Below are 25,451 nucleotides of genomic sequence, written 5' to 3'. Positions count from 1 at the left end.
AAATTGCCACTAAATGGATTTTTAGGGGCGGTTACTATTAAAAATCAAATTTACACTTAAATACCAATCACACCGACAGCGTCCGCTCACCCCGAGCAATGCCAATCACCCCAGAACGTACCACTTCTAGGATTTTATCACGCCCAATGACATCAATAAAACCATCTAGTTTACCTGCATCACCTGTGATTAAAATGGTGTACAAATTTGCAGATACGTCCACGATTTGAGCCCGAAAAATATCCGCCGTGCGATACACTTCTTCACGATACGCCCCTGTGGCACGCACTTTGATGAGCATGAGCTCACGCTCAATTTGAGAGCCGTTTGAGACTTCTGATAGATTTTGGACTTTAACCACTTCAATGAGCTTATGTAGCTGCTTGGTGATTTGCTCAATCTTGTCGGCGGTGGTAATCGTGGTTAGGGTCAGTCGTGAAAGCGTAGGGTCTTCGGTGGCAGCAACGTTGAGTGTATCAATGTTATAGCCACGCTGACTAAACAGCCCCACCACACGAGAGAGCGACCCCGCTTCGTTTTCCATCAAAACTGAAATCAGGTGTTTTTCTAACTGTGCCATTAGGTACGCTCCCCTTTTGATAACCACATATCACGCATTGATTGTCCTGCCACTTGCATAGGATAAACGTGTTCTGCCTTGTCCACATAGACATCAATAAACACCAGCCCTTCCATCTCTAAGGCGGCTTTTAGCTCTGCTTCCATGGTGGCAGGATTGGTGATTTTAACGCCTTTGTGCCCATAACTTTCGGCAAGTTTGACAAAATCAGGCAAAGACTGCATATAAGATTGGGCATGGCGACCTTCATAAAGCATGTCCTGCCACTGTTTGACCATACCAAGCTGGGCGTTGTTTAAATTTAAAATCTTCACAGGTAAATTGTACTGCAAACAGGTGGACAGCTCTTGGATATTCATCTGAATTGAGCCTTCACCAGTGATACACACCACCATACGCTCAGGATGAGCCAATTTGGCAGCCATCGCATAAGGCAAACCCACGCCCATCGTACCTAGACCGCCAGAATTTAGCCACTGTCTAGGTTCATCATATTTATAATAAAGGGCAGCGAACATCTGATGCTGACCGACATCACTGGTGATAATCGCTTTGCCGTCGGTGAGCTTATAAAGGGTTTCTACCACTCGCTGTGGCATGATGGCATGAATGGGTGCGTCTGTGTCATCACGATAACGCAAACCATGACGTTTACGCCATTCGTTAATTTGAGCCCACCAGTCATTTAGGGCGTGTTCGTCTAAGCGTTTATCGCTTGATTTGATGATGTTTACCATCTCAGTCAATACAGGCTTGACATCACCCACAATCGGCACATGAGCATTGATGGTTTTTGAGATACTTGTGGGGTCTATGTCAATATGAATGATGGTTGCATTGGGGCAAAACTTTTTGACATTATTGGTAACACGGTCATCAAACCTTGCCCCCACCGCTAAAATCACATCGGCGTGATGCATGGTCATGTTGGCTTCATAAGTGCCGTGCATACCGAGCATACCAACAAACTGCGAACTGGTTGCAGGATACACCCCAAGACCCATCAATGTGTTAGTAACAGGCAAGTTTAACAAATTAGCCAGTTCACGAAGCTCATCAGATGCGTTACCCTGCACCACACCACCACCAGAATAAAGCACAGGGCGTTTGGCAGACAATAGCACATCTAAGGCTTTTTTGATTTGACCGCCGTGCCCTTTTGATGTTGGTTGATAAGAACGAATATGAATTTCGCTTGGCATATCATAGTCAAATTTATCGGCAGGGTTGGTCATGTCCTTGGGAATGTCCACCACCACAGGACCTGGGCGACCGCTACTGGCAATAAAAAAGGCTTTTTTGATGATGGTAGGAATGTCAGCAGGGTTTCTTACCTGAAAACTGTGTTTAACCACGGGGCGAGAGATACCCACCATGTCGCACTCTTGGAAAGCATCATCGCCAATTAGCGTGCTTGGCACTTGTCCTGCCAGCACCACCATTGGAATGCTGTCCATAAAAGCGGTGGCAATAGCGGTTACAGTATTGGTTACACCCGGTCCTGATGTTGCCAGTACCACACCTGTTTTGCCTGTAACACGGCTATAAGCATCCGCCATATGCCCTGCGGCTTGCTCGTGGCGAACAAGAATGTGTTCTATTTTGTCTTGTTTAAATAACGCATCATAGATGTGTAGCACCGCCCCACCCGGATAGCCAAAGATGTGCGTTACTCCTTCATCAACAAGGGCTTGTACCAAAAGCTCACCACCACTCATGGCAACGGTTTCGCCACGGGCAAGTTTTGCTTGGTTTTCGTGGAATGTTTTGTACGTCATGGTTAATCCTTTTTACCCAACATCTTGGCGGGCAAACCTTTAACAAACAACGTAGCAGAAGATGGTCAAAAATACAGCTTGCTTAAATATGACCAATAGAAGTGCAATAACAGAACTGACAATCTCAGGCTTGACAGGATTTTGTCTTGCAGACCGATAAGTCCAAAGCAATGCCAAACAACCCACACACAAACGGTAATCTATGTACTGTCATTTGGCAAACGTAACTTTTGATAAATTGCTACGCTGACCAACCAGCTAGGCTGGCTAAACAATGTCCGCTATCTTAACCCAAAATTACCATTTTGCCAAGCATTTTTGACAAAAACTTTAAAAACACCCCCCATTTCAAAATCAAAAGCGACAAATACCATTTTTTATGTGGCTAATCGGTCTTGTACTTTTGAACATTTTGGGTCATCATAATCATATATTTTGGGCTTTTGCCTGATACATGGGAATTTTTATGAAACATCTTAGTCTTATTATAGCAACCATCACCACATTTGCCTTAACCGCTCATGCCAATACGACCACCGTTTATAAAAGTGTTGGCAAACATGGCGAAACGCTGTACTCACAGTTTATGCCCAAAGGCACCACCAACTACGAAACCTTACAAATGCGTAGTGATGGGCGTACCGCCAGTGCAGGTCAAATGGCAAATCTGCCCGACCCTGCCACCGCCCCCACAAATAACGACACCCAACGCATTGCTGAGCAACAAAAACAAATTGATGAGCTAAAAGCCCAAGAAGAAGCCCGTCGCTGTCAAACCATGCGTGCCAACCTTGCCAACCTAAGCACAGGTGGACGCATTTACGAAACCAATGCCAATGGTGAACGTGTGTATCTGAATGACCAAGAAATCAGTGCCAAAAAACAACGCACCGCTGACGCCATCAAGCAGTACTGTGGCAATTAAGATTTACAAATGTGTGCTGTCATGAAATAATAGCCATTTTGACAGCGTATTTATGCCAACACAAAACTCTCGTGATGCCATCAAAGCATGGATAAAATCCCAAGCCTTAAAGCTTGGTTTTGCTGATTGTGGTTTTTTGTCGGTAAATCATGAATTGTTTGCTCAGCAGACCGAGCGTTTACGCACCTGGCTGTCTTGGGATTTGCATGGCTCTTTGGTGTTTTTAAAAGAAAATCATCACCTAAGAGCCAACCCCAGCCTACTTGTGGCAGGAGCAAAAACCATTATTAGTGTCCGCATGGACTATCTGCAAACTTCCCCCAAGCTCCGCACCATAGAAGACAACAGCCGCCCCAATCACGCCATCATCGCTCGCTATGCTCGGGGGCGGGACTATCACAAAACCATGCGTCAAAAGCTCAAAGCCCTTGCCAAAATCATAGAAAACGAACTGCCCAACTGGCATGGACTGGGCGTAGGAGCAGAAAATGCCTTTGTTTTTCGTCCGTTTAGTGATTCTGCTCCCATCTTTGAGCGAGCCATTGGTGAAGCTGTTGGACTTGGCTGGACAGGCAAACACACCTTACTCATCAACCGTCATGGTGGGTCTTTTTTTAATTTGGGTGAGCTGTTTGTCAGCCTGACACTCTGTGATGACAATGTCAGTATTCCTGTTAAAAATCTGTGTGGCTCATGCTCAGCTTGCATAAATATTTGCCCCACAAACGCCATCATCGCCCCACACACCCTAGATGCAGGGGCGTGCATTTCTTACCTGACCATTGAACATAAAGGCGTGATAGACATCAAATACCGCAAAGCCATTGGTAATCGCATTTTTGGTTGTGATGACTGTCAGTTGATTTGTCCTTGGAATAAATTTGCCAAACTTGCCAGTGTCCCTGATTACCAAGCAAGGCATGGCTTAGATGACATCAGTTTGCTAGATATTTGGGGGTGGAGCGAAGATGAATTTTTGGCAAAAACCGAAGGTTCACCCTTACGGCGAACAGGTTATATGGGACTGATGCGAAATGTTGCCATCGCCTTGGGTAACTCACAGCCTACTGACAGACAAGCTGTTTTATCAGTCCTACAAGACAAACTTGGGCTAAACCACCTATTAGATGAGCATATTTTATGGGCAATGGGGGAATTAACCAGATAAAAAGCATGAAAAAATTTATTGATTTAACAGCTTTGTTAATAGCTCAATTTGTTTGTCTTTTTCAGCAATGATAGTATCTTTACACACAATAATTTCTTTTAAATGGTTAATTTCATCTATAAGATTTTCATTATTGCCATAATACCTGTTATAAATTGAATTTCCGTTAGTATGAACATGATTATAAAAAGTATCACCGCCATTTTCAGACACCAACAAATCAAAAATATTAATCTCAAAAATTTGGGCAATCTGCTGTATTTTATCTAAATATAGTTTAGTCTCACCACGCTCAATCTTAGCATATCCACTAGGCGACATACACATACGCTCCGCCATCTCTTCTTGTGTCCAGTGATTAAATTCTCTTAAATGTTTGATTTTTTCGTGGATTTTCATAAAAACTCAATTTAGACAGAAAAATACTCTAAAAGTGTTGGATTGCGAATTTCAGTAAGTTTATTATAAAGCACAAGCAAATGAATTACCATTTCTTTATCACCCAACTACGGAGAACTCTTATGAAAAAATCTCTCAGTAAATTGGCAATTCTTGCCACACTCGCTGTGCTTTCAAGCAATGCGATGGCTTATAAAATTTATGAACGCAAAACGGAGAGTGCTTTTATTGGCAGTCAAAAATATGAATATGTTAATGGTGTATGCAATCATGGCAACAGCTTCGCTGGGTCTTATTCTTCATCTAAGCAATGGGAAGTTGTTGTTAATTCTCCTTTTAAAATGGGTTTTAGCTCCTCAATGCATGAAGCTATCCGCCAAGCTTGTGGTGAATAATTTTACCCTACCATTTTACTTTTTTAACAGCCGTTCTTTTTAGAGCGGTTTGTTTTTTTAATACACCACAATCACCACACAATGCGATAAATATTATATAAAAAAACAGGCTGAGTTTCCCCAACCTGCCTTATTATCTGTCGCTCAATCTGTTACCAATTTCACATATCAAACACGCTTTTCATCATCAAACTCATACAGCTCCACATCGTCCAAATCCACATCGGCTGTATCACTCATCTCAACATGGCGACCACGATGTTTGACGCCTTGACGCTCCAAGCGTGTTTTGTGTTTGCGGACTTGACGGGTCAGCATATCCGCCATATCGCCAATGGCATGGTAAATGTCATCAGCAGATGATTTGACAAACATCTCTTGACCTGCCACTCTTAAAATTGCTTCTGCCTTATAGGCATCTTTACGCTGGCTGTCGCTACCGTCCTTAGATAAGGTTACATGAATGCTTTGAATTTGGTCAAAATGACGTGTACACTTGTCAAGTTTGTCGTGTACTTCTTGGTTCATTTTGTCCGTAATGTCAAGATGATGGCTTTTGATAAAAATATTCATGCAAACTCCTTAACTTACCTATCAAACCAAACTATATGTTAAGCTCAGTTTCTCACAAATCACATCAAATCGTCAGTCAAAATTTTGTTATTTTTTGTAAGACCGCCATCACTCATCAAGCACATCAACAGACAATCAAAGCTTTTGCTTGCGTAAGGTTGATGATGGAATGCCCATCATTTCTCGGTATTTAGTAACTGTACGCCGTGAAATGCTAACACCTTCATTTTCTAAGTGCTTGGTAATCGTGGCATCAGATAAAGGTTTTTTGGGATTTTCTGCTTGTATCATCTCACGGATTTTGGCACTGATGGCAGTAGATGACACGTCGCCATCTTCACTGCCTACGCTGGATGAAAAGAAATATTTCAGTGAAAACAAACCTTTGGGGGTCAGCATGGTCTTGTTGGTGGTCAATCTTGAAACAGTAGATTCATGCAGTCCCACTTCAATGGCAATGTCCTTTAAGGTCATCGGCGTCATCGCTTGCTCACCTTCTTCAAAAAATCCTTGCTGACGGCGAACAATGCTACTGGCGACTTTTAGCAAGTTTTGGTTGCGTTCTTCTATGCTACGGATAAATAGCCGTGCATCTGTCAAATGCTCTTTTAGATAGACATTGTCAGGGCTTTCATCACCTTTTTTGATAAGGCTGGCGTATTCTTGGTTGATTTTAAGATTTGGCAAAACGTCAGGGTTGAGCATGACACGCCACGCACTTGTATCGCTGGTATCTGCCAGTGATTTTTTGGTATAAACACCCCCTTGTTGGTCAAGGGCAATCACCAACACATCAGGTATCTCTACCACTTCATTATGGGTATTATTTTCACGGTAAAACGTGGAAGCAGGTTCTGGGTCTAACTGCCTAATCAATGCCATCGCTCCTTTAATCTCTTCAACATTTAGCTCAGTGGCTTGCATGAGTGCTTTAATGTTGTTATTTTCAAGGTGGCTTGTGGCACTTAACACCATGTAGGCCTCACCAGCAAAGGGCAAATCAGGATTATCTTTGATAAGCTCGTTGAGCTGTAATCTAAGACATTCGGCAAGATTTCTGGCGCCAACGCCTGTTGGTGAGCATTCTTGAATGCTTTGAAGCACCGTCATGATATGAGCATGACTAATCTCGTGTTGCTCTTGCCATTGATAAAATGATGCCATCAAACTTAAATTTCGGTGCAACTCTTCAATATCAAGGCGGATATAACCCATCTCGTCCATCGCATCAATCAAATAATCAGCAATGAGCTTTTCTGACTGCGATAAATGCTTAAAATTCATCTGCCAACGTACATGGTCTTGCACCGTGGATTCGGTTGCCCCCAAAAAGTCTTGATGATTGTCGTCATCTGATTTGGCATGTACCGAAAAATCACCGTCATAATCCACATCAGGGGCATAGACATTATCCCAATTACTATCAGTCGCATCAGCATCCATCTCGCTTTGAGAAAGTTTTTCAAAGCTGTCGCCATAACTTTCATCACCAAAACCATCATCGCTTGATGTGGTCGTTTTGGTTTGCCAGTTATTTTGTGTCCAGTCGTCCAAACTTAGGCTCTCAGGCGTGTCATGCTCATCGTAGTCGTCATCTAGGTCTGTCCTTTCAAGCAAAGGGTTGCTGTCTAGCTTTAACTGCACCTCTTGTTCAAGCTCCAAATTTGACAAAGCAAGCAAACGAATCGCCTGCTGCATTTGCGGCGTGAGCTTTTGCGATGCACTAAGATTGACACCTAAACCAAATGACACACTCATAAATGAGACCATTAACCATTTAAATTGAAAATAACAACCCAAATAAAATGCACAAAATCATCAAAGATTGCACACAACTTTTGGAGACAAAAAAGATTATTCGGCCAGACTTAACAAGCCATAAGAATGTTTTTATTTTAACATATTATTAGCAACATACGCTAAAATCCTGCAAAATATCCAGTTTTGCCCCAAATTAAGGGTAATAATTAATTATTTTGGCATAAATTTTGCATATTTTCAAAAAAATCCGCTAAACTGTCGTTTTTTACTGCTAAACGTCAATATTGCCTTGATTTGATAAATTAAATTTAATCAATTTAAATTCATCATCAAACTTTTTGGCATATTTTACCCAAAATTCCCTAAAAGCCCAAAAATTTCACATAATATTACCAAATTTCATCATAAAATAACCCAAAGCACGCTTAATAGCATATAATCTACCGTTAATCCTTCTTATTTAGACATTTACCATGCCAACCATCGCCAACATTCAGTTAAACAGCCAAGATAATATTGATAACAACCTAGCCATCATCAAAAAAGCTGTCCAAACCGCCGCCACGCAAGGGGCAGATTTGGTGGTATTGCCTGAAAATGCTTGCTTGATGGGCTATCAGCGACCACTTGCACAGCGTTTTGATGAGATTTGTGCTTGGTATGGCGAACTTGCCAGCACCCACAATGTCCACATAATTATAGGGACACTGCCTTGCCCCACTCGCCTTGATGGCAGTGTGATTGCTGATGGTAGATTTTGCCAAAGTAGCTTGCTGTTTGATAACACGGGTCAAAAAATTGCTTGTTACGATAAAATCCACCTGTTTCGTGCCAATGTTGCTGATGGCGTGGGGTCGTACGATGAAGGTCGTACCTTTGAAGCTGGGAGCGTGCCTGTGGTGGCAACGTGTGTGCTTGATGGTGTGGCTGTTAATATTGGTTTGGCGGTGTGTTTTGATGTCAGATTTCCTTTGTTATTTCAAAAACTTAGGGAGATGGGGGCAGACATGATTAGCGTACCATCTGCTTTTACTTATACCACAGGGCAAGCTCATTGGCAAAGTTTGCTGACCGCTCGCTCACTAGATAGCCAATGTATGATTATCGGCTCGGCACAAGGTGGCACGCACCAATTTAGCCACAAAGGCAAAGTTTACACCCGCCAAACATGGGGGCATGGCATGATAATAAATGCTGATGGTCAAATTTTAGCAAACACCAAACAAACCGATTGTGGTGAACTTGCGGTGATTTATGCTGATTTTAACAAAGAAACACAAGATAAAATCCGCCAAAATATGCCCATTTTTAAGTGTCGTGCGGGTTTTTAGATATGATTATTTTTTAATCATTACTTTGTCATCTGGCTTTCATTTGGTGCGGAAAAAGGCTCACCATCAATATGTGTTAATGCTGGCTCTATGACCGCTCTGGGGTGGGCTTTGTCATACAACTTTGTCAATGAACCAAAATCCACATGCGTATAAATCTGTGTGGTGGCAACGCTACTATGCCCCAACATTTCTTGAATGGCACGCAAATCACCACTGGCAGAAAGCAGGTGCGATGCAAAACAATGACGCAATATGTGTGGGTGTAAGTTTTGGGCAATGCCTGCTCGGACGGCTGATACTTTTAAACGCAGCTGTACACTTCTTTGAGTAATGCGAGTGCCACGCCGTTCACTGACAAATAAGGCATTGGTGTTTTTTTGCCAGTGATGACGATAAGGCAGATAGTCTTTGATGGCAGATGCCGCTTTTTTGCCCACAGGAACAATTCGCATTTTATGACCTTTACCCACCACTCGCACTGTCCGAGCCGACAAATCCACATCACCCACATCTAGCCCCACCAACTCCGACAAACGCAAACCACTACCATACATCAGCTCAAACATCGCCCTATCACGCACCCACAAACGGGCTTCTTTTGGGTCATCAGGGCTAGGTTGGTCAAGCAGCTGAGCCATCAAGGCTTCATCACTGATGGTTGGTAAAGGGCGGGGCGGATTTTTTAGGCGGTAGCCTTTGGCGGGGTTGCTGTGGGTCAGCCCTTGGGCAATGGCATAAGCATAAAAATGACTGATGGCAGAAACTTCTTGTTTGACACTTGCCACCTTTAACTCTCCCATCTCCAAACGACCGCTCAAATAGTAGCTTAGGCGTTTTTTATCGCAGGCTTGCCAGTTGCCTTGCAAAAGCTTATCTTTGGATAAAAATAACGCAAATCTCGTGAGTGCCGACTGATACGCCATGATGGTGTGGGTAGAGTAATTTTGGCGATGTAAAGCGGACAGCCACTCATCAATGACGACAAGAAATTCAGGTGAGATGTCTGTTGGTTCTTTCTGATTAGAATTTTTGGTGGAGGTTAGGTGGGAGAGTCTCATAAAGGTTTATTTTAAAACCACCATTGTAGCCTTAAAGCACTGCAAAAGCCACCAAAATTTATCATCTTTTACATCAATACTTCCTATAAAAACTGCGGGTGGCTTGGTATTGGCTAGTGATACTGACATCTTGTAGATAAGTGTCGCTGGTATTGGTAAAATGATTGGCATTTTGATGACGAGCAGCGTTATATATACCACCACCTTTAATACCCAACTCAAATTTATCACTTACCCCATAACGCAAACCTAGCCCTGCGATGAGACTGTTGGTATTGCTATGACTATCGCCTACTGATGGGATATAAATGATGCGTCCATTACCCACGTCTATGCCATCAAAACCCTGCGTGGCGGTCGCTGTCTTATGATAGTTATAGTAGCTTAGACTGGTATCTAGCTTAAAGCGGTTTTTATCCGCTAATAAATCCTCTACCGTTAGGGGTAGATCGGCATGGGTGGTTAAAGAAATAAGAACCATAACTAATAGAAAAGTAATTTTATTTATATTTTTGTCTGATGCAAATAATTATCTTTTAATCTTGGAAATTCTATTTCAAGATTAAAAAATTTACTTATAAAAATGCTCTGTTTATCATAAAAACGAAATATCCGATAATACATCCATACTAGCACCCTGCTTCAATCCTTGTATCAATACATCAAGCTGGCTAAGCTGATATTTACTATACTTCCCATCTTTTTTCCTAATATCTTCATCAGAAATCAAATGATATAGATTATAATAAATGCCCCGAAAATCAATGGGAGCACTATCCCAAACAAGAAGTGGTTGCTCTCCTGATATACTGCCCACACTATAATCTTCAAGACTTCTAATTAACTTGTTTATGTCAGTCATTCAACAAAACCTCTAATTTAGTATTTTTTCCAAGGGGCATTCCATGGTCTATGTGCTTTCATATTGGGGGCAATATGAATGTGTAATTTTTTCGGCAATGGATTAGGATGATAATCCACCCTAAAAACTGGTTTCAGGGGTGATGTCTGGGGTGGATAGCACGGACAAGCTCTGGTTGAACGACTGGGGCTGCTTTGCTATAATAACTGGTCTCTGCAAAAGCAGGGACAGACGCTACGGTAGCACTCATGGTTGGTGCTAGGATTGAGAACTTTTTCATAAAGTTTGTTGTTTTTAGTTTATGGAAAGCCATCAGCCCAAAGACCGATAGCAATAACCACCGCTAGGGCATTCGTAGGTGAGATGATGATTGCCTTGGTGATGGTTGTCTGTGATTATAATCAAAACAGTTGTCTCATCAAGCAAAATACAACAAAATACCCATGAATAAAAGTTTTATTTTGTATGATTTTTATTCATATTTTGATTTGTAGCATAGGGATTTTGCACCAGTCATCAAAATTTTGTTAAAATACGCCATTTTAACTTTACTCCAACACCATGCTCCTTGACATCAACCGCTATTCCTTTACCACCTACAAAAAAGAACTGTCCGCTCTTGCCACGCTTGCCCTACCCATGCTCTTATCACAAATCGCCCAAGTGGGTACAGGTTTTGTGGATACGGTGATGGCAGGCAGTGTCAGCATTGATGACTTGTCGGCGGTGGGACTGGGCAACAGCCTATTTATCACCATCTATATCACCCTAATGGGCGTAATGACTGCTCTAAACCCAATGGTTGCCCAAGCCTATGGCTCATCAAAAAAAGGCGACACTCCTGCCCATGCCATCGGTGAGCTTGGGAGACAAGGCGTGTGGTACGGCGTGGTGATGGGCTTGATTGGCATGGCATTGATGTGGCTGGCGATTTTACCATTTGAGATGTATTTTAGCCATCTTAGCCCACGCACGCTTGCCACCACCGCAGATTATCTGTGGTTTATTGGCTTTGCCATGCCTGCTGCAATGATACACCGAGCTTTACACGCCTATGCATCTAGCCTGAATAAACCCAAGGTCATCATGATCGTCAGTTGGCTGTGTTTTTTTATTAATATCGCCCTAAATTATGTCTTTGTCTATGGCAAATTTGGTATGCCTGCCTTGGGGGGTGCAGGGTGCGGACTGGCAACTGCCATTGTATTTTGGCTTAATGCCATGATTTTGGGCGTTTATATTGCCAAAGACAAATACTTTTATGAATTTGGCTTAACTGATAAATTTAGCCTGCCCAACATCAAGCTGTTTGGTGACATCACACGTCTGGGCGTACCTATTGGGCTGTCTTTTTTTATTGAAGTGAGCTTATTTAGCGTCATCATTTTTTTGGTGGCGCAGCTTGGTGGTGATGGCACGCACAGCACCGAAAATTTTATCTCTGCCCAACAAATCGTCATCAGTATCACCAGTCTTATCTTTATGATACCCCAAAGCATGGGGATTGCCAGCACCGTACGAGTTGGCATGGCACTTGGACAAAGACAACCCGCCAAAGCTCGCTACATCTCAGGGGTGGCGATATTTACGGCGGTGGGTGTGTCATTTTTGACAGCGTTATTTTTGGTGGTGGGTCGGCATGCTTTGGCAGGTATGTACACCGATGATTTGGCGGTCATTGCCATCTCAGGCAGTTTGATTTTATTTGCCGCTGCCTTTCAACTGGTGGACGCGGTGCAATGTGTGGCAAGCTATGCACTGCGTGGCTACAAAGTAACAACCATCCCCATGCTTATCCACGCCATCGCCTTTTGGGGGTGCGGACTGTTACCGGGCTATGTGTTGGCGTTTTATGTGGGCATGGGGATTTATGGCTTTTGGACGGCGTTGGTGGTGTCGCTGGCGGTGGCAGGGGCATTACTTTTATGGTATCTAGAAAGACATAGCAAAGACAAAATATTAGCCATGCGATAAATCAAAGCCCCCCAACCACAAAAACCATGTCAGTTTTAAAACATTTGCTTGTGTGTTTTATTTGTTAAGCAGTAAAGCTCCAAACCATCAAATTTGGGGTATCTTGTCAATACTGCCCTACCTAACTGGTGTTTTTAGCTTTCTATGTATTGCTGGGCTTGTTGCAGATTGACCGTAACCAAACTTGAAATCCCTGCTGTTGGCATGGTAATGCCTTTGAGCTCATGAGCAGTTTGCATGGCAAGTTTGTTATGGCTGATAAAAATAAACTGCACGCTTTGAGCAAGCTCATCAATCAGACTGGTAAACCGCCCCACATTGGCATCATCTAACGGAGCGTCCACTTCATCTAGCACACAAAATGGGGCGGGGTGCTGTTTAAAAATCGCAAAAATCAAACTTAACGCCGTCAAGGTTTTTTCGCCACCTGACAATACCGCCAGACGGCTGTTTTTCTTGCCCTTAGGCTGTGCCATCAACACCAAACCTGCTCGCCATTTATCCACCTTTGACAAGCCATCATCATTTATCAGACTCAAACTTGCCTGACCGCCCCCAAACACTTTGACAAACAAGGCATTTAGCTCAGCATTAACCGCATTTAGCATGTCCAAAAACAAGGTTTTGGTTTTATCATCTATGGTGCTGATGGCGTCTTTGAGCTTATTGATACTGTCGGTGATGTCTTGGATTTGCTCATTTAAAGGAGACACACGGCTTTCTAGCTCAGCAAGCTCCGCCACTGCTGTTAGATTGACCGCACCAATATCATCCAGTTGTTTTTTAATTTTGGCAAGCTGTGTGCTGTGGTCAGTAAATATGGGCGGTTTGGTGGCAAAATCAGCAAGCACAACCGACAGCTCAAAGCCATCATCATAAGAGCTCATCTGCTCTGACAAATCTGCCAAACGGCTTTGGGCAACCGCCACGTCCGCTCCTAGTTGCGTGGCACAAGCTTGGGTGGCACTTAGGCTGTTTTGTAGGGTTGTCAAATTATCTTTTGCTGCGTCATAAGCAAGCTGTAAAGCATGAATAAACGCTGTTTGCTCATCGCTCATGGCTTTAAGTTTGATGGTGTTGGCTTTGGTTTGGTCAAACTGCTGTTTGAATATGGGCAACTGCTCACTTAATGTCTGATGGTGTTTTTTTGCTTGTTGCATCTTGTCATCGGCTTGATTTAAAGCTGTTTTGGCAAGCCCAAACAGTTTGTTTTGATGTTCTTGGCTTTGTAATAACGACTGCTGTTGTAAATACAAAGTTTGTATTTTATCCGTATGCTCCATGATAAATCGCTGACACTCATCAGTTTGTCTGCCTAGTGTCTCAAATTTGCTTTTGGCAGCCTGCAAAAGTGGCAACAATCTTGCTAGCTCATCATCACTGTGGGTCAGTTGTGCATGAAATTTAGCCAGTTCGCTGTCATGTTCCGCCTTTTCATCAGCCAGCTGGGCTTGGGCTTTGGTGTTCATCTGCACCTTTAATGTGTGGTTTTTTTTGGCAGATTCTAGACGGATAAACTGTTGTTCGGCTTGGTACTTGTCATGAATCAGTACGCCACGCTGTGCTGTCTTTTCATCTAATGCCCTACGCAATTCAAATTTTTGGGCATTTAGCTGTTTTAATGCCTGTCGTTTATCATCAATGACACCTTCAAGCTCAGCAAGCTTGTGTTTTAGGTCATTAAGTCGTTGCAAATGCTCGGTTTTTTGAGTTAAAAAATCACTTTTTGCCCCAAATTTACTCGCCTGCACCACCCCAAATTGCCCGACTATCCACCCTGTTTGGGTCAAAACCACCCGACCAGCAGGCACATCAGGCACGCCCTGACCTGTGTAAAGATAAATGTCATCAAACAGCTTTAATTTGGGTTTATCTAGCAGATGATTCAGTGGAATAAATTTGTCGTCTGCTTGTGAGTGTGTTTGACTTGGATAAAAAATGGCGGTGGGTGTGGCAGCTTTTGTGCTGACAATATCCACACAAGACTCATCACCAATCTTTGCATCCAACCAAAACCCCAAAAACTCATCAAGCACCCGACCATATGCCTGACCTGCTTGGCTTAGGCTAATTTCATCTTTGAGCGTGGCTAAGGCAGTATGGCGGTGGGTGGTTGTGTGTTTTGCTTGGGTGGTTTTGGGTGGGTATGCCAATTTATACAGCGTGTCATACTCGCCCATCAAGCCAGCATGACGTTTTTCAAGAGCGGTTAGCTCACTTTTTGACGCCCCAACCTGAGCCGTTGTTTTGTCCAGTACACGCTTATCATCATCAAGATTTATCTTATCTATGGCGTTTTGCAATGTACTAATTTGTGTGTGCAACTTTGTCAGCTGACCGTCATCTATACAAATCTGTGTCAGCTCTTGGCTTTCTTTGAGCAGCTCGTTGTGGCGTGTTTGCCATTTTTGCTGGGCGACATTTAGGCGATTTTGTCCTGCTAGGGCAAGCTGTTTTTGACTCTCTAACTGCTGATGAGTCGCCGTGAGTTCTTTCATCTGTATGCCAGCCTGCTGATAGGCGGTTTGATGGGCGGTGAGCTGATTTTGATGTGTGGCAAGTTCATCTTGTAGTTTTGCTAGATTTGGGCTGATGTTCGCCAAAGATACTTGAATTTGCGATAAGCTGTTCTGAGCATGACTTATATCATCTTTGGCTTGTTGTTTGGTGGTGGTGAGCTGTTCAATACGGTCATCATGCTGTTTAAGCTCTTGATTTATCTTATAAAAATTATGCTCTGCCGTCTGCTCTGCCATACGTGCATTGTGATAATTTTCCTTAAACTCATCTTTATGGCGTTGTGCTTGGGCAAGCTCTTGGCTTTTTTGGTCAAGCTCATGTTTGGCTTTGGCGATGTGCTGCTCCGACAGTGCCATCTGATTGGTACATTTGCTGTACTCATCTTTTTTTGTTTGCACCATCTGCCATGCATCAAAAATCCGCTTTAACAGCCCATCTTTTTGAATCTGGGTCATTTCATCATGTAATGCTTGATAGCGTTTGGCAGATTGTGCTTGGGCAATGAGTGTGTTTTGCTGTTTTTTTAGCTCAGATTGTAAGTCGCTCAGACGTGCTAGGTTGTCTTTGGCATCATCAAGCTGTTTTTGAGTCTCAGCACGGCGTGCCTGATAGCGTGATACCCCAGCCGCCTCTTCAATAAACGCTCTTAGCTCCAACGGACTGCTCTCTACAATCCGCCCAATCATGCCCTGCTCAATCACCGCATAACTTCTTGCCCCAAGCCCTGTCCCCAAAAACACGTCCACCACATCTCGTCGGCGTACTCGCTGTCCGTTGATAAAATAGTCCGATTTGCCTTCTTTGGTTACTTGCCTGCGTAAGGTCAGCTCTTGGTAAAGATTTAGGGCATGGCGAATGCCTGTACGCTCATCTTGGGTGTGCTCAAAGGTCATCTCCACACTTGCCAGACTTTTGCCTGCTCGCCCTTCCACCCCTGCAAAAATCACATCACTCATCGCCCCACCACGAAGCTGTTTGGCACTGGTTTCGCCCAGCACCCAGCGAATGGCATCAATCACATTGGATTTGCCGCAGCCGTTTGGTCCTACGATGGCGGTAATGTCATGTTTAAAGGTAAAGGTGGTGGGATTGGCAAAGGATTTAAAGCCAGCAAGTTTTAAGGATTTTAGACGCATGGTGTGTTTTGATGGGATAAATGGGGTATTTTAGCAAAAATTTGGTCAATCATATAGGTTTGATGATGAGCATCAATCGAGACATTGTGAGATTTCATCTCATGTATTTATTAGTATTTAAGTTTTTGAATATGACCATATTACAATCCAAACTTTGAATACTTTAACAAGATATATTAAGAATACCTACTTTAAAACCAATTATACCAAAAACTTCACCAAACACCTTAGCAGAAATACATCACCTCACATTTTGTTTTTAAACTTTCTATTATATCTTGGCAACGAAAAATAAGAGAATAAAATACACATACCATTAAAAAATATCACCACAATAATATTGATAATATTATTGGTTCTAATCTCATCTAACCAATGATTATAACTGCGGATTTGTTTGCCATCTTTTTCTAAAATGACGATTTGCAATTTGTCATTTGAATACATTAAAAAATCTGGCTGTTGATACCAACCAACTTTTACCTGTTTGTTTTCATATTCTTTTGGAAAACGACAGTCACCATTACTACCTCTACTTACCGCAGTATAATCACAACTAAAATCTAGGTATTTTTTTGCATTTGAGTCATAAATTTGATAATAATAAGTACTAGAGCCTTTTCCCATTGCTTCTTTCTGCAATCTTTTTCTTAAAATACCTTCAGTATATTTTAATTCATTCTCTTGTGGTATGTATCTATGATATCCAAGAATACCATAATCAACGGTCATTAATATAGCAAACGAAAGAAACAGTAAAAGTATAAATATATCACCAATATCTAACTTATTACCGTTATTTAATATCTTTAAAAAGTTCATGTCAATTAACCATCATGGACACAAAAAATTGTGGCATTATTTTTTGATTAAAGAATAATCAATGTTTATTGTTTTAGATGATAGTCATTATATCTTATAAAAATAAGTTTACAATTATTTTTCATCAGTCTAAAAAGTAAGGATTTAAATGATTTTAGGCTAAAATTAAGATATAAATCATCAATAAACTACCCAAAAACCCCAACCCACACCAGCTGACAACCCACCACCAAAAGCAAACAGCCAAACGCTCGCTTTAAGGTTTGAGCAGGCAAAACATGAGCCAGTTTTGCCCCCACTTTTGCCATCACAAAACTTGCCATGCTAATCGCCACAAACGCCCCAATATGCACAAAACCCACCGTGCCAGACACCTCAAACGCACCCACTGTTTGCCTTCCAAACCACATAAAGCCCACCGCCCCAGCAATGGCAATAGGCAAGCCACAAGCAGATGAAGTTCCCACCGCCTGCTTCATTGGTACGCCATTATGCGACAAATACGGCACGGTCAAACTCCCCCCGCCAATCCCAAAAATCGCCGACAGCCCACCAATCACCACACCTGCTGCACTTTGGGCATAGTCTTTGGGCAAGGGCTTGTTAAGATTTTCTTTGTTGGGAAAAAAGAGCATTTTGATTGCCATCAGCACCGCCCCACCACCGATAATCGCTTGTAGTGCCTTGCCATCTATCATCGTGGCTATCCATGCTCCCACCAAAGAACCTAGCACCAGCCCCTTTGCCATATTTTTAAAAATATCCCAACGCACGCCCCCACGTTTGTGGTGTGCCGACATGGAGCTGATGGACGTCAAAATAATGGTCGCCAGTGCCGTCCCCACCGCAATATGTGGCACCACGTCATTTGGCAAACCATACGCCGATAAAATCCACACCAAAGCAGGCACAATAATCAAGCCCCCACCGACACCAAACAGCCCAGCACACACCCCTGCTATCGTCCCTGCCACCACAAACCACAGATACATCATTGTCAAAACCTTAAACCATACAAAAATTTATGCTATTATAACCAAATTTTGCTTTGACCAACACCATGAGCCAATTGTTAATCTCTGTCATTCATCGCCATTTTGATACCACTGATAGCACCAACACCCAGCTTATCCACGCCATCACTGGTGGCACACACAACCACACCACCCATCATCTTTATACCGCAAGCCATCAAACAGCAGGACGTGGACAGCACGGACGCACTTGGGTAAGCGGCGTGGATAATGTACTTTTAAGCCTATATGTGCCAATGGGTACAGATAATTTTCAGCTACACGCCTTGTCAGGCTTAATATCGCTTGTGGTGGGCTACAAGCTTGCCAACTTGCCCCCAATCCAAACTATCAACAGCCACCGCCAAAAAGAGAGACTCCCTTTAATCGGCGTTAAATGGGCAAATGATGTGGGCTTTTATGATGAAAATATGGGCGTGTTTAACAAACTGGCTGGCATTTTGATTGAGCCTGTGTTTAAAAAAATCCATGACAAAAACACCTTGGTGGGTGTGGTGGTTGGTGTGGGACTCAATGTCAATCACGCACCCATCATCAAAGATGGTCTCTATCAAGCCACTTGTTTAAGGCAGTTTGACATCCACCTAACCGCCCAAGATTTATACACGCCAATCACCAATGCCATACTGCAAGCGGTACAAATTTGCAATGATTGTAAAGAGATGATTTATTTACAAAGTTTTGTGGATCAATTTAACCAAAGCCATCTTTTAACAAACCAATATGTTCAAATCTTTATGCAAAATAATGTGGCTGATAGTTATGCGCAAGGCAAATGTATTGGTATTGGTCAGCAAGGTGAATTATTATTACAACACCATGACAGCATCACGCCCATTTTTGCAGGCATGGCACAGATTTATAAGGACAACCCATGAGCGATTTACCCCACCAATTTACCAAAAAACTGTGGCTAGATTTGGGCAATACTCGCCTAAAATACTGGATTGTAGAAAATGACACCATCATCGCCCACGATGCTCGTGAGCATTTAAAAGCCCCCAATGAGCTGCTACTGGGGCTACTTGGTACGTTGGCAAGTTTTTGTCCAGAGTTTGTGGGCATTTCAAGCGTGCTTGGCGACAAAATCAATACTGCCATCATGCAAACGCTAGATACGCTTGGTGTGCCCTATGAATTTGCCAAAGTCAATGCCAATCATGACAAGCTAAAAAGCCACTACAATCCCAAGGAGCTGGGTGTGGACAGATGGCTACAAATGCTTGGGGCGGTGGATAAACACAAACGTCAATGTGTGGTGGGCTGTGGTACGGCACTGACCATTGATTTGATTAACAAAGGCGTGCATTTGGGGGGCTATATCCTACCTAATGTCTATATGCAACGCCATGCTTTGTATGCTGGCACGCAGCAGATTGCTGTTAAAGGAGGCAAGTTTGACAGCATAGAGCTTGGCAAAACCACCTTTGATGCGGTCAATCATGGCGTACTGTTTGGTGTGGTGGGAGCGGTGCGTGCAATCATGACAGATTATCCTGATTTTGAGCTGATACTGACTGGGGGCGGAGCGGATATGATTAATGCTCAATTTCATCAAGAGCTAAAAACAGAAAAAGAGCTGTTATTAATAGGGTTAAAGCGATATTTTGCTTAGGTTGCAGTCATCAATTTATAGTGGTGGAAATTTTAAAGGTCGTTAGACCCACACCTCCAATGACGTTATCATGAAATCTACAAATAGTAGAAATTTTAAAGGTCGTTAGACATAAGATAACTGCTTTGAATGATTTGGCAATCTACAAATAGTAGAAATTTTAAAGGTCGTTAGACGTCATCTTGGTTGTTGAGCTTCTGCACATCTACAAATAGTAGAAATTTTAAAGGTCGTTAGACTTTGTTGATGATGTCTAGCTTTAATTGATCTACAAATAGTAGAAATTTTAAAGGTCGTTAGACGCAGTTAAGGTTGTGGCTAGATGCCTGATAAATCTACAAATAGTAGAAATTTTAAAGGTCGTTAGACGCATTTTTTGTTTGTGTGTGCGTCTAAATCTACAAATAGTAGAAATTTTAAAGGTCGTTAGACTGGGTAGATGGTAAGTGCGTGTAGATGGATCTACAAATAGTAGAAATTTTAAAGGTCGTTAGACGCGTCTGTTTGGGAGCGGTAAGCTACATCTACAAATAGTAGAAATTTTAAAGGTCGTTAGACCTGATACAGTGGACAAAATCCGCTCTATCTACAAATAGTAGAAATTTTAAAGGTCGTTAGACTTCAGGAACTCATCGAGCGAGGATATGAAATCTACAAATAGTAGAAATTTTAAAGGTCGTTAGACACTTTATCATCTCGCCCACTTTGTCTGGGATATGAAATCTACAAATAGTAGAAATTTTAAAGGTCGTTAGACAACCATGCAGTAAAGAGATAATCCATGATCTACAAATAGTAGAAATTTTAAAGGTCGTTAGACTTTGACAGAAAAGCGAAGTTCATTGATGAATCTACAAATAGTAGAAATTTTAAAGGTCGTTAGACAATGGCTTGAAGTCTTGCGATTTTAGGAGATCTACAAATAGTAGAAATTTTAAAGGTCGTTAGACCTTAGCAGACAGTAAAGTGCCAATCACAATCTACAAATAGTAGAAATTTTAAAGGTCGTTAGACTAGCTGATGAGCTGTTTTTGATACAAACATCTACAAATAGTAGAAATTTTAAAGGTCGTTAGACCAGAGACCTTGCCAAAGCAGGTAACATATCTACAAATAGTAGAAATTTTAAAGGTCGTTAGACAACCGCTCTTAATCTTATCACACAGCACATCTACAAATAGTAGAAATTTTAAAGGTCGTTAGACCAAAATGATAAAGCTGAACCATGATGGATCTACAAATAGTAGAAATTTTAAAGGTCGTTAGACCGTGTTCTTGCATAATCATCACCAAAAAAATCTACAAATAGTAGAAATTTTAAAGGTCGTTAGACCGCAATTCAACGAGCTGACCACCCTGACATATCTACAAATAGTAGAAATTTTAAAGGTCGTTAGACGCCCATGTATTTCCCACTTGTTCTGCGATCTACAAATAGTAGAAATTTTAAAGGTCGTTAGACACGAAATCTCCGAGCCGATTGTCAAGGAATCTACAAATAGTAGAAATTTTAAAGGTCGTTAGACAGTTCAGCAAGTTTAGCGACTTCCTGATCTACAAATAGTAGAAATTTTAAAGGTCGTTAGACTGAGCCACCACACAACCTATCCATGATAATCTACAAATAGTAGAAATTTTAAAGGTCGTTAGACCCGAGACATCAGCAGGGCATTGCTTGCATCTACAAATAGTAGAAATTTTAAAGGTCGTTAGACGTAGCCCCATCTGGTCAGGGTAAGAGCATCTACAAATAGTAGAAATTTTAAAGGTCGTTAGACTATCTTATTAGCAATAAAAAACGCTGAGATCTACAAATAGTAGAAATTTTAAAGATCGTTAGACACAAGGACGGTCGCCCTAAGCTTGTCGCATCTACAAATAGTAGAAATTTTAAAGGTCGTTAGACATATCAGCGATTTTTGCACGGCAAACCATCTACAAATAGTAGAAATTTTAAAGGTCGTTAGACAATAAACTATATTATTTTTGCTCCTTTTATCTACAAATAGTAGAAATTTTAAAGGTCGTTAGACCATGGGTGTTACCATTGACGAGCTGACATCTACAAATAGTAGAAATTTTAAAGGTCGTTAGACTTGATAGGGGTAAATACAATACCTGCAAAGATCTACAAATAGTAGAAATTTTAAAGGTCGTTAGACATGATGAAACGCCAGACTGTGATAAGTAATCTACAAATAGTAGAAATTTTAAAGGTCGTTAGACATACTGACCATACCGCCGACTATCGCAATCTACAAATAGTAGAAATTTTAAAGGTCGTTAGACGCCCCGATGCTATTTATGGGGCATCGTATCTACAAATAGTAGAAATTTTAAAGGTCGTTAGACACCAACCACAAACCTGTTTGGGAATCCATCTACAAATAGTAGAAATTTTAAAGGTCGTTAGACCTATCCCCCAAGCCAAACATAAATCAAAATCTACAAATAGTAGAAATTTTAAAGGTCGTTAGACGGACAGCGAATTCAAACAAGGTAAATGGATCTACAAATAGTAGAAATTTTAAAGGTCGTTAGACAAAAACATTGTTATTAAAACAAATGTTTATCTACAAATAGTAGAAATTTTAAAGGTCGTTAGACAGCAGAAAAGCAAAGAGCAAGCGAAAAAATATCTACAAATAGTAGAAATTTTAAAGGTCGTTAGACATTGGTCGATGTCCAAACTGGTGAATAATCTACAAATAGTAGAAATTTTAAAGGTCGTTAGACCAAACGAGCGTGATAGATGCGAAAAATATCTACAAATAGTAGAAATTTTAAAGGTCGTTAGACTTTGAACAGTTTGGAGCTTATTGCCATGATCTACAAATAGTAGAAATTTTAAAGGTCGTTAGACACGAATGATATGCACGCCATCAGACTATCTACAAATAGTAGAAATTTTAAAGGTCGTTAGACTGCGTCAATAGTTTTTTATATTTTTTTAATCTACAAATAGTAGAAATTTTAAAGGTCGTTAGACTTACCATAGCCTGAACAAGTGTACGGATATCTACAAATAGTAGAAATTTTAAAGGTCGTTAGACGAATAGTTTCCATCTCTACCGACATTAAATCTACAAATAGTAGAAATTTTAAAGGTCGTTAGACGTACGCCACCGCCAACAGTTAGAATGGATCTACAAATAGTAGAAATTTTAAAGGTCGTTAGACTCAAGACCATCACCGCAAAGAATGGGATCTACAAATAGTAGAAATTTTAAAGGTCGTTAGACGCTGACAGCATGGCGATACCCAACGAGTTATCTACAAATAGTAGAAATTTTAAAGGTCGTTAGACTTATCCCAGTACTCGAAAGTCATGGTTCATCTACAAATAGTAGAAATTTTAAAGGTCGTTAGACTATATGTCAAATTTTGAACTGTTAGAAATCTACAAATAGTAGAAATTTTAAAGGTCGTTAGACGATTAGTTTTTGCAATAAAAAACCTGATCTACAAATAGTAGAAATTTTAAAGGTCGTTAGACTTATCAAGTTGGCGAAAAACCCAGCTCTATCTACAAATAGTAGAAATTTTAAAGGTCGTTAGACCCATGTCCCCATTGCCACAGATGGCAAGATCTACAAATAGTAGAAATTTTAAAGGTCGTTAGACACGATGGATTCAATCGCCGCTGCCACAATCTACAAATAGTAGAAATTTTAAAGGTCGTTAGACAAAAATCAGCCAATTTTTTCCAAAAAATCTACAAATAGTAGAAATTTTAAAGGTCGTTAGACAAACCACTCATTGCCCACGTCAATAATCATCTACAAATAGTAGAAATTTTAAAGGTCGTTAGACAAATATCATGGATGACCCCCACTTGGCGATCTACAAATAGTAGAAATTTTAAAGGTCGTTAGACCACATTATCCGACCAAATCGCCAAATTTGGATCTACAAATAGTAGAAATTTTAAAGGTCGTTAGACTAAAAATGGCATGGTCTCATCGGTAATGCATCTACAAATAGTAGAAATTTTAAAGGTCGTTAGACATGTCTCATAAATGTCGGTGCGGTGTGAATCTACAAATAGTAGAAATTTTAAAGGTCGTTAGACCCGTTTTGGGCAAAAATTATTACTTTTTAAACATTTTTTGTCTATATAGCAAACAAAATTTGTCATATTCACTCCCAAAACAATCAAATTTTCATAGGAAGACTTAGGTTTGCAATTTTATCCTTAGTCCATTTTTATTATGAAAACTTGTTTATTATAACACATATTTATAACACCAACAAGCTCTCTTTTTTATGCAAAGCATTGCCAAATCTTAACACTTCTCTTTGATTAAAACGAAAGACCATCACACTATCTGCATTGGTAAAAAGCGGCTCAAACTCCACTTTTATTTTTTCAGTAATCATATTTAGCACTCTATCGCTATTTTGAATCTCATAAACCGAATATTGCAATCGGTCGCCATATTCTAATAAAAATTTAGAAAATTTACTTCGTACTTTATCATTACTAATATCATAACTTACAATAATCATAAATCACTCCTGATGTTTTATATTGATATCAAACAAAGGTAATGGCACATCAATATTATTTTCTGACATTTTCATAATGGCTCGATAAAAATCACGAACATAAATAAATATCTCCATTTTATATTCAATAATTGATTTCATCAAAATCGCATGATACTCTTTGCTGTGTTTGTTTTTTAGCTGATATTGCATTTTGACTTGACTAAAATGCTCCGACCTAAACTGACCAAGATTAAAAGCAATAAGCACTTGTCTGTCAATAATACAGCGAAATGGCTCTACAAAATCACAAACCAAAGATTTACGCTTAAACCACAATTGGTGCAACATTCCTTTATACACATCAAAGCCAAACAATCGCAAATTTGCTTCCATATAATTAAACAGTAACGTATAACCCATATCCAAAACTACATTGATGGGGTCTATTTTCAGTCTTGGTTTTCTACTTTGCCATGTATGGTGTTTTAATTGACCAAAATAGCATTTAAAATACATTCTAGCAGCATTTCCTTCAATACCCATCAAACCATCTAATTGCTCCATACCATAACATTTATCTTGATAATCACTCAAATCAATGATGGATTTTTTGATAATATCATCTTTTTGACGAATGTTCTTAATAAGTTGTATGTGATTATATATTTTATTATAAACCAGATGATTGGCAATCTTTTGGTGAATGATTTTTGTTGATAGATATTGCTTTTGACGCAATAAAAAATTTGCTTCACCACTTAGACTGGCAAATAATATTGGTCTTAATCTGCTATTAAGCAACACTAAGGCAATACCATACTTTTGACAATAATCAATCATCACACTAGTAATACTGCAATTACCAATCACCATCACTGCAAAGGCTTGTTGTTTAGAAATGCGGGTTAATATCTCATCATTATTTTTAATCACCAAATTGCCTTGTATGATACACAAGTGATATTTATTTTCCAATGTGTTTAATAACACCACTTGACGATGATATATATCTGCTGTTGTTAGCAT

General features: G+C 40.7%; 21 protein-coding genes and 1 CRISPR repeat array. Of the genes, 7 read left to right on the top strand and 14 right to left on the bottom strand.

The window, feature by feature from the left end; translation table 11 throughout:
* Positions 1-67: 67 nt before the first annotated feature.
* A complete protein-coding gene (gene ilvN, locus CEW93_RS00500) occupies positions 68-580 on the bottom strand; it encodes an acetolactate synthase small subunit (RefSeq protein ID WP_089539212.1) in 513 nt (170 codons plus the stop codon).
* A complete protein-coding gene (locus CEW93_RS00495) occupies positions 580-2,298 on the bottom strand; it encodes an acetolactate synthase 3 large subunit (protein ID WP_222432708.1) in 1,719 nt (572 codons plus the stop codon). Before CEW93_RS00495 ends, ilvN begins: the two co-directional genes overlap by 1 nt.
* A 526-nt stretch (positions 2,299-2,824) precedes the next feature.
* On the opposite strand from CEW93_RS00495, the gene CEW93_RS00490 reads away from it, so the two are divergent.
* Complete coding sequence (locus CEW93_RS00490) at positions 2,825-3,283, top strand: hypothetical protein (RefSeq protein ID WP_089539214.1); 459 nt, start codon at positions 2,825-2,827, stop codon at positions 3,281-3,283.
* Positions 3,284-3,335: 52 nt separating this feature from the next.
* Positions 3,336-4,451 (top strand): tRNA epoxyqueuosine(34) reductase QueG, encoded by a 1,116-nt coding sequence (queG, locus tag CEW93_RS00485; RefSeq protein WP_089539215.1) that lies wholly within the window; start codon positions 3,336-3,338, stop codon positions 4,449-4,451.
* 15 nt (positions 4,452-4,466) lie between these two features.
* On the opposite strand, the gene CEW93_RS00480 is transcribed toward queG, so the two are convergent.
* Positions 4,467-4,850, bottom strand: a complete 384-nt coding sequence (locus CEW93_RS00480) for a helix-turn-helix domain-containing protein (protein ID WP_089539216.1) — start codon at positions 4,848-4,850, stop codon at positions 4,467-4,469.
* Between the two features lie 122 nt (positions 4,851-4,972).
* On the opposite strand from CEW93_RS00480, the gene CEW93_RS00475 reads away from it, so the two are divergent.
* The gene (locus CEW93_RS00475; RefSeq protein ID WP_089539217.1) at positions 4,973-5,245 is read left to right on the top strand and encodes a hypothetical protein; all 273 of its coding nucleotides are present in this window, start codon (positions 4,973-4,975) and stop codon (positions 5,243-5,245) included.
* 168 nt (positions 5,246-5,413) lie between these two features.
* On the opposite strand, the gene hpf is transcribed toward CEW93_RS00475, so the two are convergent.
* A complete protein-coding gene (gene hpf, locus CEW93_RS00470; RefSeq protein ID WP_089539218.1) occupies positions 5,414-5,818 on the bottom strand; it encodes a ribosome hibernation-promoting factor, HPF/YfiA family in 405 nt (134 codons plus the stop codon).
* A gap of 135 nt (positions 5,819-5,953) precedes the next feature.
* Positions 5,954-7,576 carry an RNA polymerase factor sigma-54 gene (gene rpoN / locus CEW93_RS00465; protein WP_089539219.1) on the bottom strand — a complete coding sequence of 541 codons (1,623 nt, stop codon included), beginning with the start codon at positions 7,574-7,576 and terminating at the stop codon, positions 5,954-5,956.
* A gap of 476 nt (positions 7,577-8,052) precedes the next feature.
* Between rpoN and CEW93_RS00460 the strand changes: the two genes are divergently transcribed.
* Positions 8,053-8,910 carry a nitrilase-related carbon-nitrogen hydrolase gene (locus CEW93_RS00460; RefSeq protein ID WP_089539220.1) on the top strand — a complete coding sequence of 286 codons (858 nt, stop codon included), beginning with the start codon at positions 8,053-8,055 and terminating at the stop codon, positions 8,908-8,910.
* Positions 8,911-8,930: 20 nt separating this feature from the next.
* Here CEW93_RS00460 and CEW93_RS00455 read toward each other — a convergent pair whose 3' ends face one another.
* From CEW93_RS00455 to CEW93_RS10765, 4 genes are all read right to left on the bottom strand, one after another.
* Positions 8,931-9,971: a tyrosine recombinase XerC gene (locus tag CEW93_RS00455; protein ID WP_089539221.1), complete on the bottom strand. Its 1,041-nt coding sequence runs from the start codon at positions 9,969-9,971 to the stop codon at positions 8,931-8,933.
* Positions 9,972-10,044: 73 nt separating this feature from the next.
* Entirely contained in the window at positions 10,045-10,452 is a 408-nt protein-coding gene (locus tag CEW93_RS00450) for a hypothetical protein (RefSeq protein WP_089539222.1), read from the bottom strand.
* A 114-nt stretch (positions 10,453-10,566) separates the two neighbouring features.
* Positions 10,567-10,833, bottom strand: coding sequence for a hypothetical protein (locus CEW93_RS00445; RefSeq protein WP_089539223.1), 267 nt, complete (start codon positions 10,831-10,833; stop codon positions 10,567-10,569).
* A gap of 133 nt (positions 10,834-10,966) precedes the next feature.
* Entirely contained in the window at positions 10,967-11,113 is a 147-nt protein-coding gene (locus tag CEW93_RS10765; RefSeq protein WP_186727857.1) for a hypothetical protein, read from the bottom strand.
* Between the two features lie 281 nt (positions 11,114-11,394).
* Between CEW93_RS10765 and CEW93_RS00440 the strand changes: the two genes are divergently transcribed.
* Positions 11,395-12,807, top strand: coding sequence for an MATE family efflux transporter (locus CEW93_RS00440; RefSeq protein WP_089539224.1), 1,413 nt, complete (start codon positions 11,395-11,397; stop codon positions 12,805-12,807).
* A 134-nt stretch (positions 12,808-12,941) separates the two neighbouring features.
* Here the strand turns inward: CEW93_RS00440 and CEW93_RS00435 are convergent, their stop codons facing one another.
* From CEW93_RS00435 to CEW93_RS00425, 3 genes are all read right to left on the bottom strand, one after another.
* On the bottom strand, positions 12,942-16,463 hold the full coding sequence (locus CEW93_RS00435) for an AAA family ATPase (RefSeq protein ID WP_146416617.1): 3,522 nt from the start codon (positions 16,461-16,463) through the stop codon (positions 12,942-12,944).
* A gap of 246 nt (positions 16,464-16,709) precedes the next feature.
* The gene (locus CEW93_RS00430; RefSeq protein ID WP_089540697.1) at positions 16,710-17,285 is read right to left on the bottom strand and encodes a hypothetical protein; all 576 of its coding nucleotides are present in this window, start codon (positions 17,283-17,285) and stop codon (positions 16,710-16,712) included.
* 188 nt (positions 17,286-17,473) lie between these two features.
* A complete protein-coding gene (locus CEW93_RS00425) occupies positions 17,474-18,280 on the bottom strand; it encodes a sulfite exporter TauE/SafE family protein (protein ID WP_089540700.1) in 807 nt (268 codons plus the stop codon).
* A gap of 65 nt (positions 18,281-18,345) precedes the next feature.
* On the opposite strand from CEW93_RS00425, the gene CEW93_RS00420 reads away from it, so the two are divergent.
* Both CEW93_RS00420 and CEW93_RS00415 read left to right on the top strand, forming a co-directional pair.
* Complete coding sequence (locus CEW93_RS00420) at positions 18,346-19,197, top strand: biotin--[acetyl-CoA-carboxylase] ligase (protein ID WP_089540702.1); 852 nt, start codon at positions 18,346-18,348, stop codon at positions 19,195-19,197.
* Positions 19,194-19,934: a type III pantothenate kinase gene (locus CEW93_RS00415; protein WP_089540704.1), complete on the top strand. Its 741-nt coding sequence runs from the start codon at positions 19,194-19,196 to the stop codon at positions 19,932-19,934. The genes CEW93_RS00420 and CEW93_RS00415 overlap by 4 nt, the downstream gene beginning before the upstream one ends.
* 12 nt (positions 19,935-19,946) lie before the next feature.
* Positions 19,947-24,006: a CRISPR direct-repeat array (repeat unit 36 nt; unit sequence ATCTACAAATAGTAGAAATTTTAAAGGTCGTTAGAC).
* 167 nt (positions 24,007-24,173) lie between these two features.
* Here the strand turns inward: CEW93_RS00415 and cas2 are convergent.
* Complete coding sequence (gene cas2 / locus CEW93_RS00410) at positions 24,174-24,443, bottom strand: CRISPR-associated endonuclease Cas2 (protein WP_089541087.1); 270 nt, start codon at positions 24,441-24,443, stop codon at positions 24,174-24,176.
* Positions 24,444-24,446: 3 nt separating this feature from the next.
* A complete protein-coding gene (gene cas1 / locus CEW93_RS00405) occupies positions 24,447-25,451 on the bottom strand; it encodes a type V CRISPR-associated endonuclease Cas1 (RefSeq protein WP_089541088.1) in 1,005 nt (334 codons plus the stop codon).

Source organism: Moraxella sp. VT-16-12 (assembly GCF_002224245.2).
Lineage (GTDB): Bacteria > Pseudomonadota > Gammaproteobacteria > Pseudomonadales > Moraxellaceae > Moraxella.
Note: the sequence above shows the minus strand (reverse complement) of the source record. Positions and strands in the feature narration are given on the sequence as shown.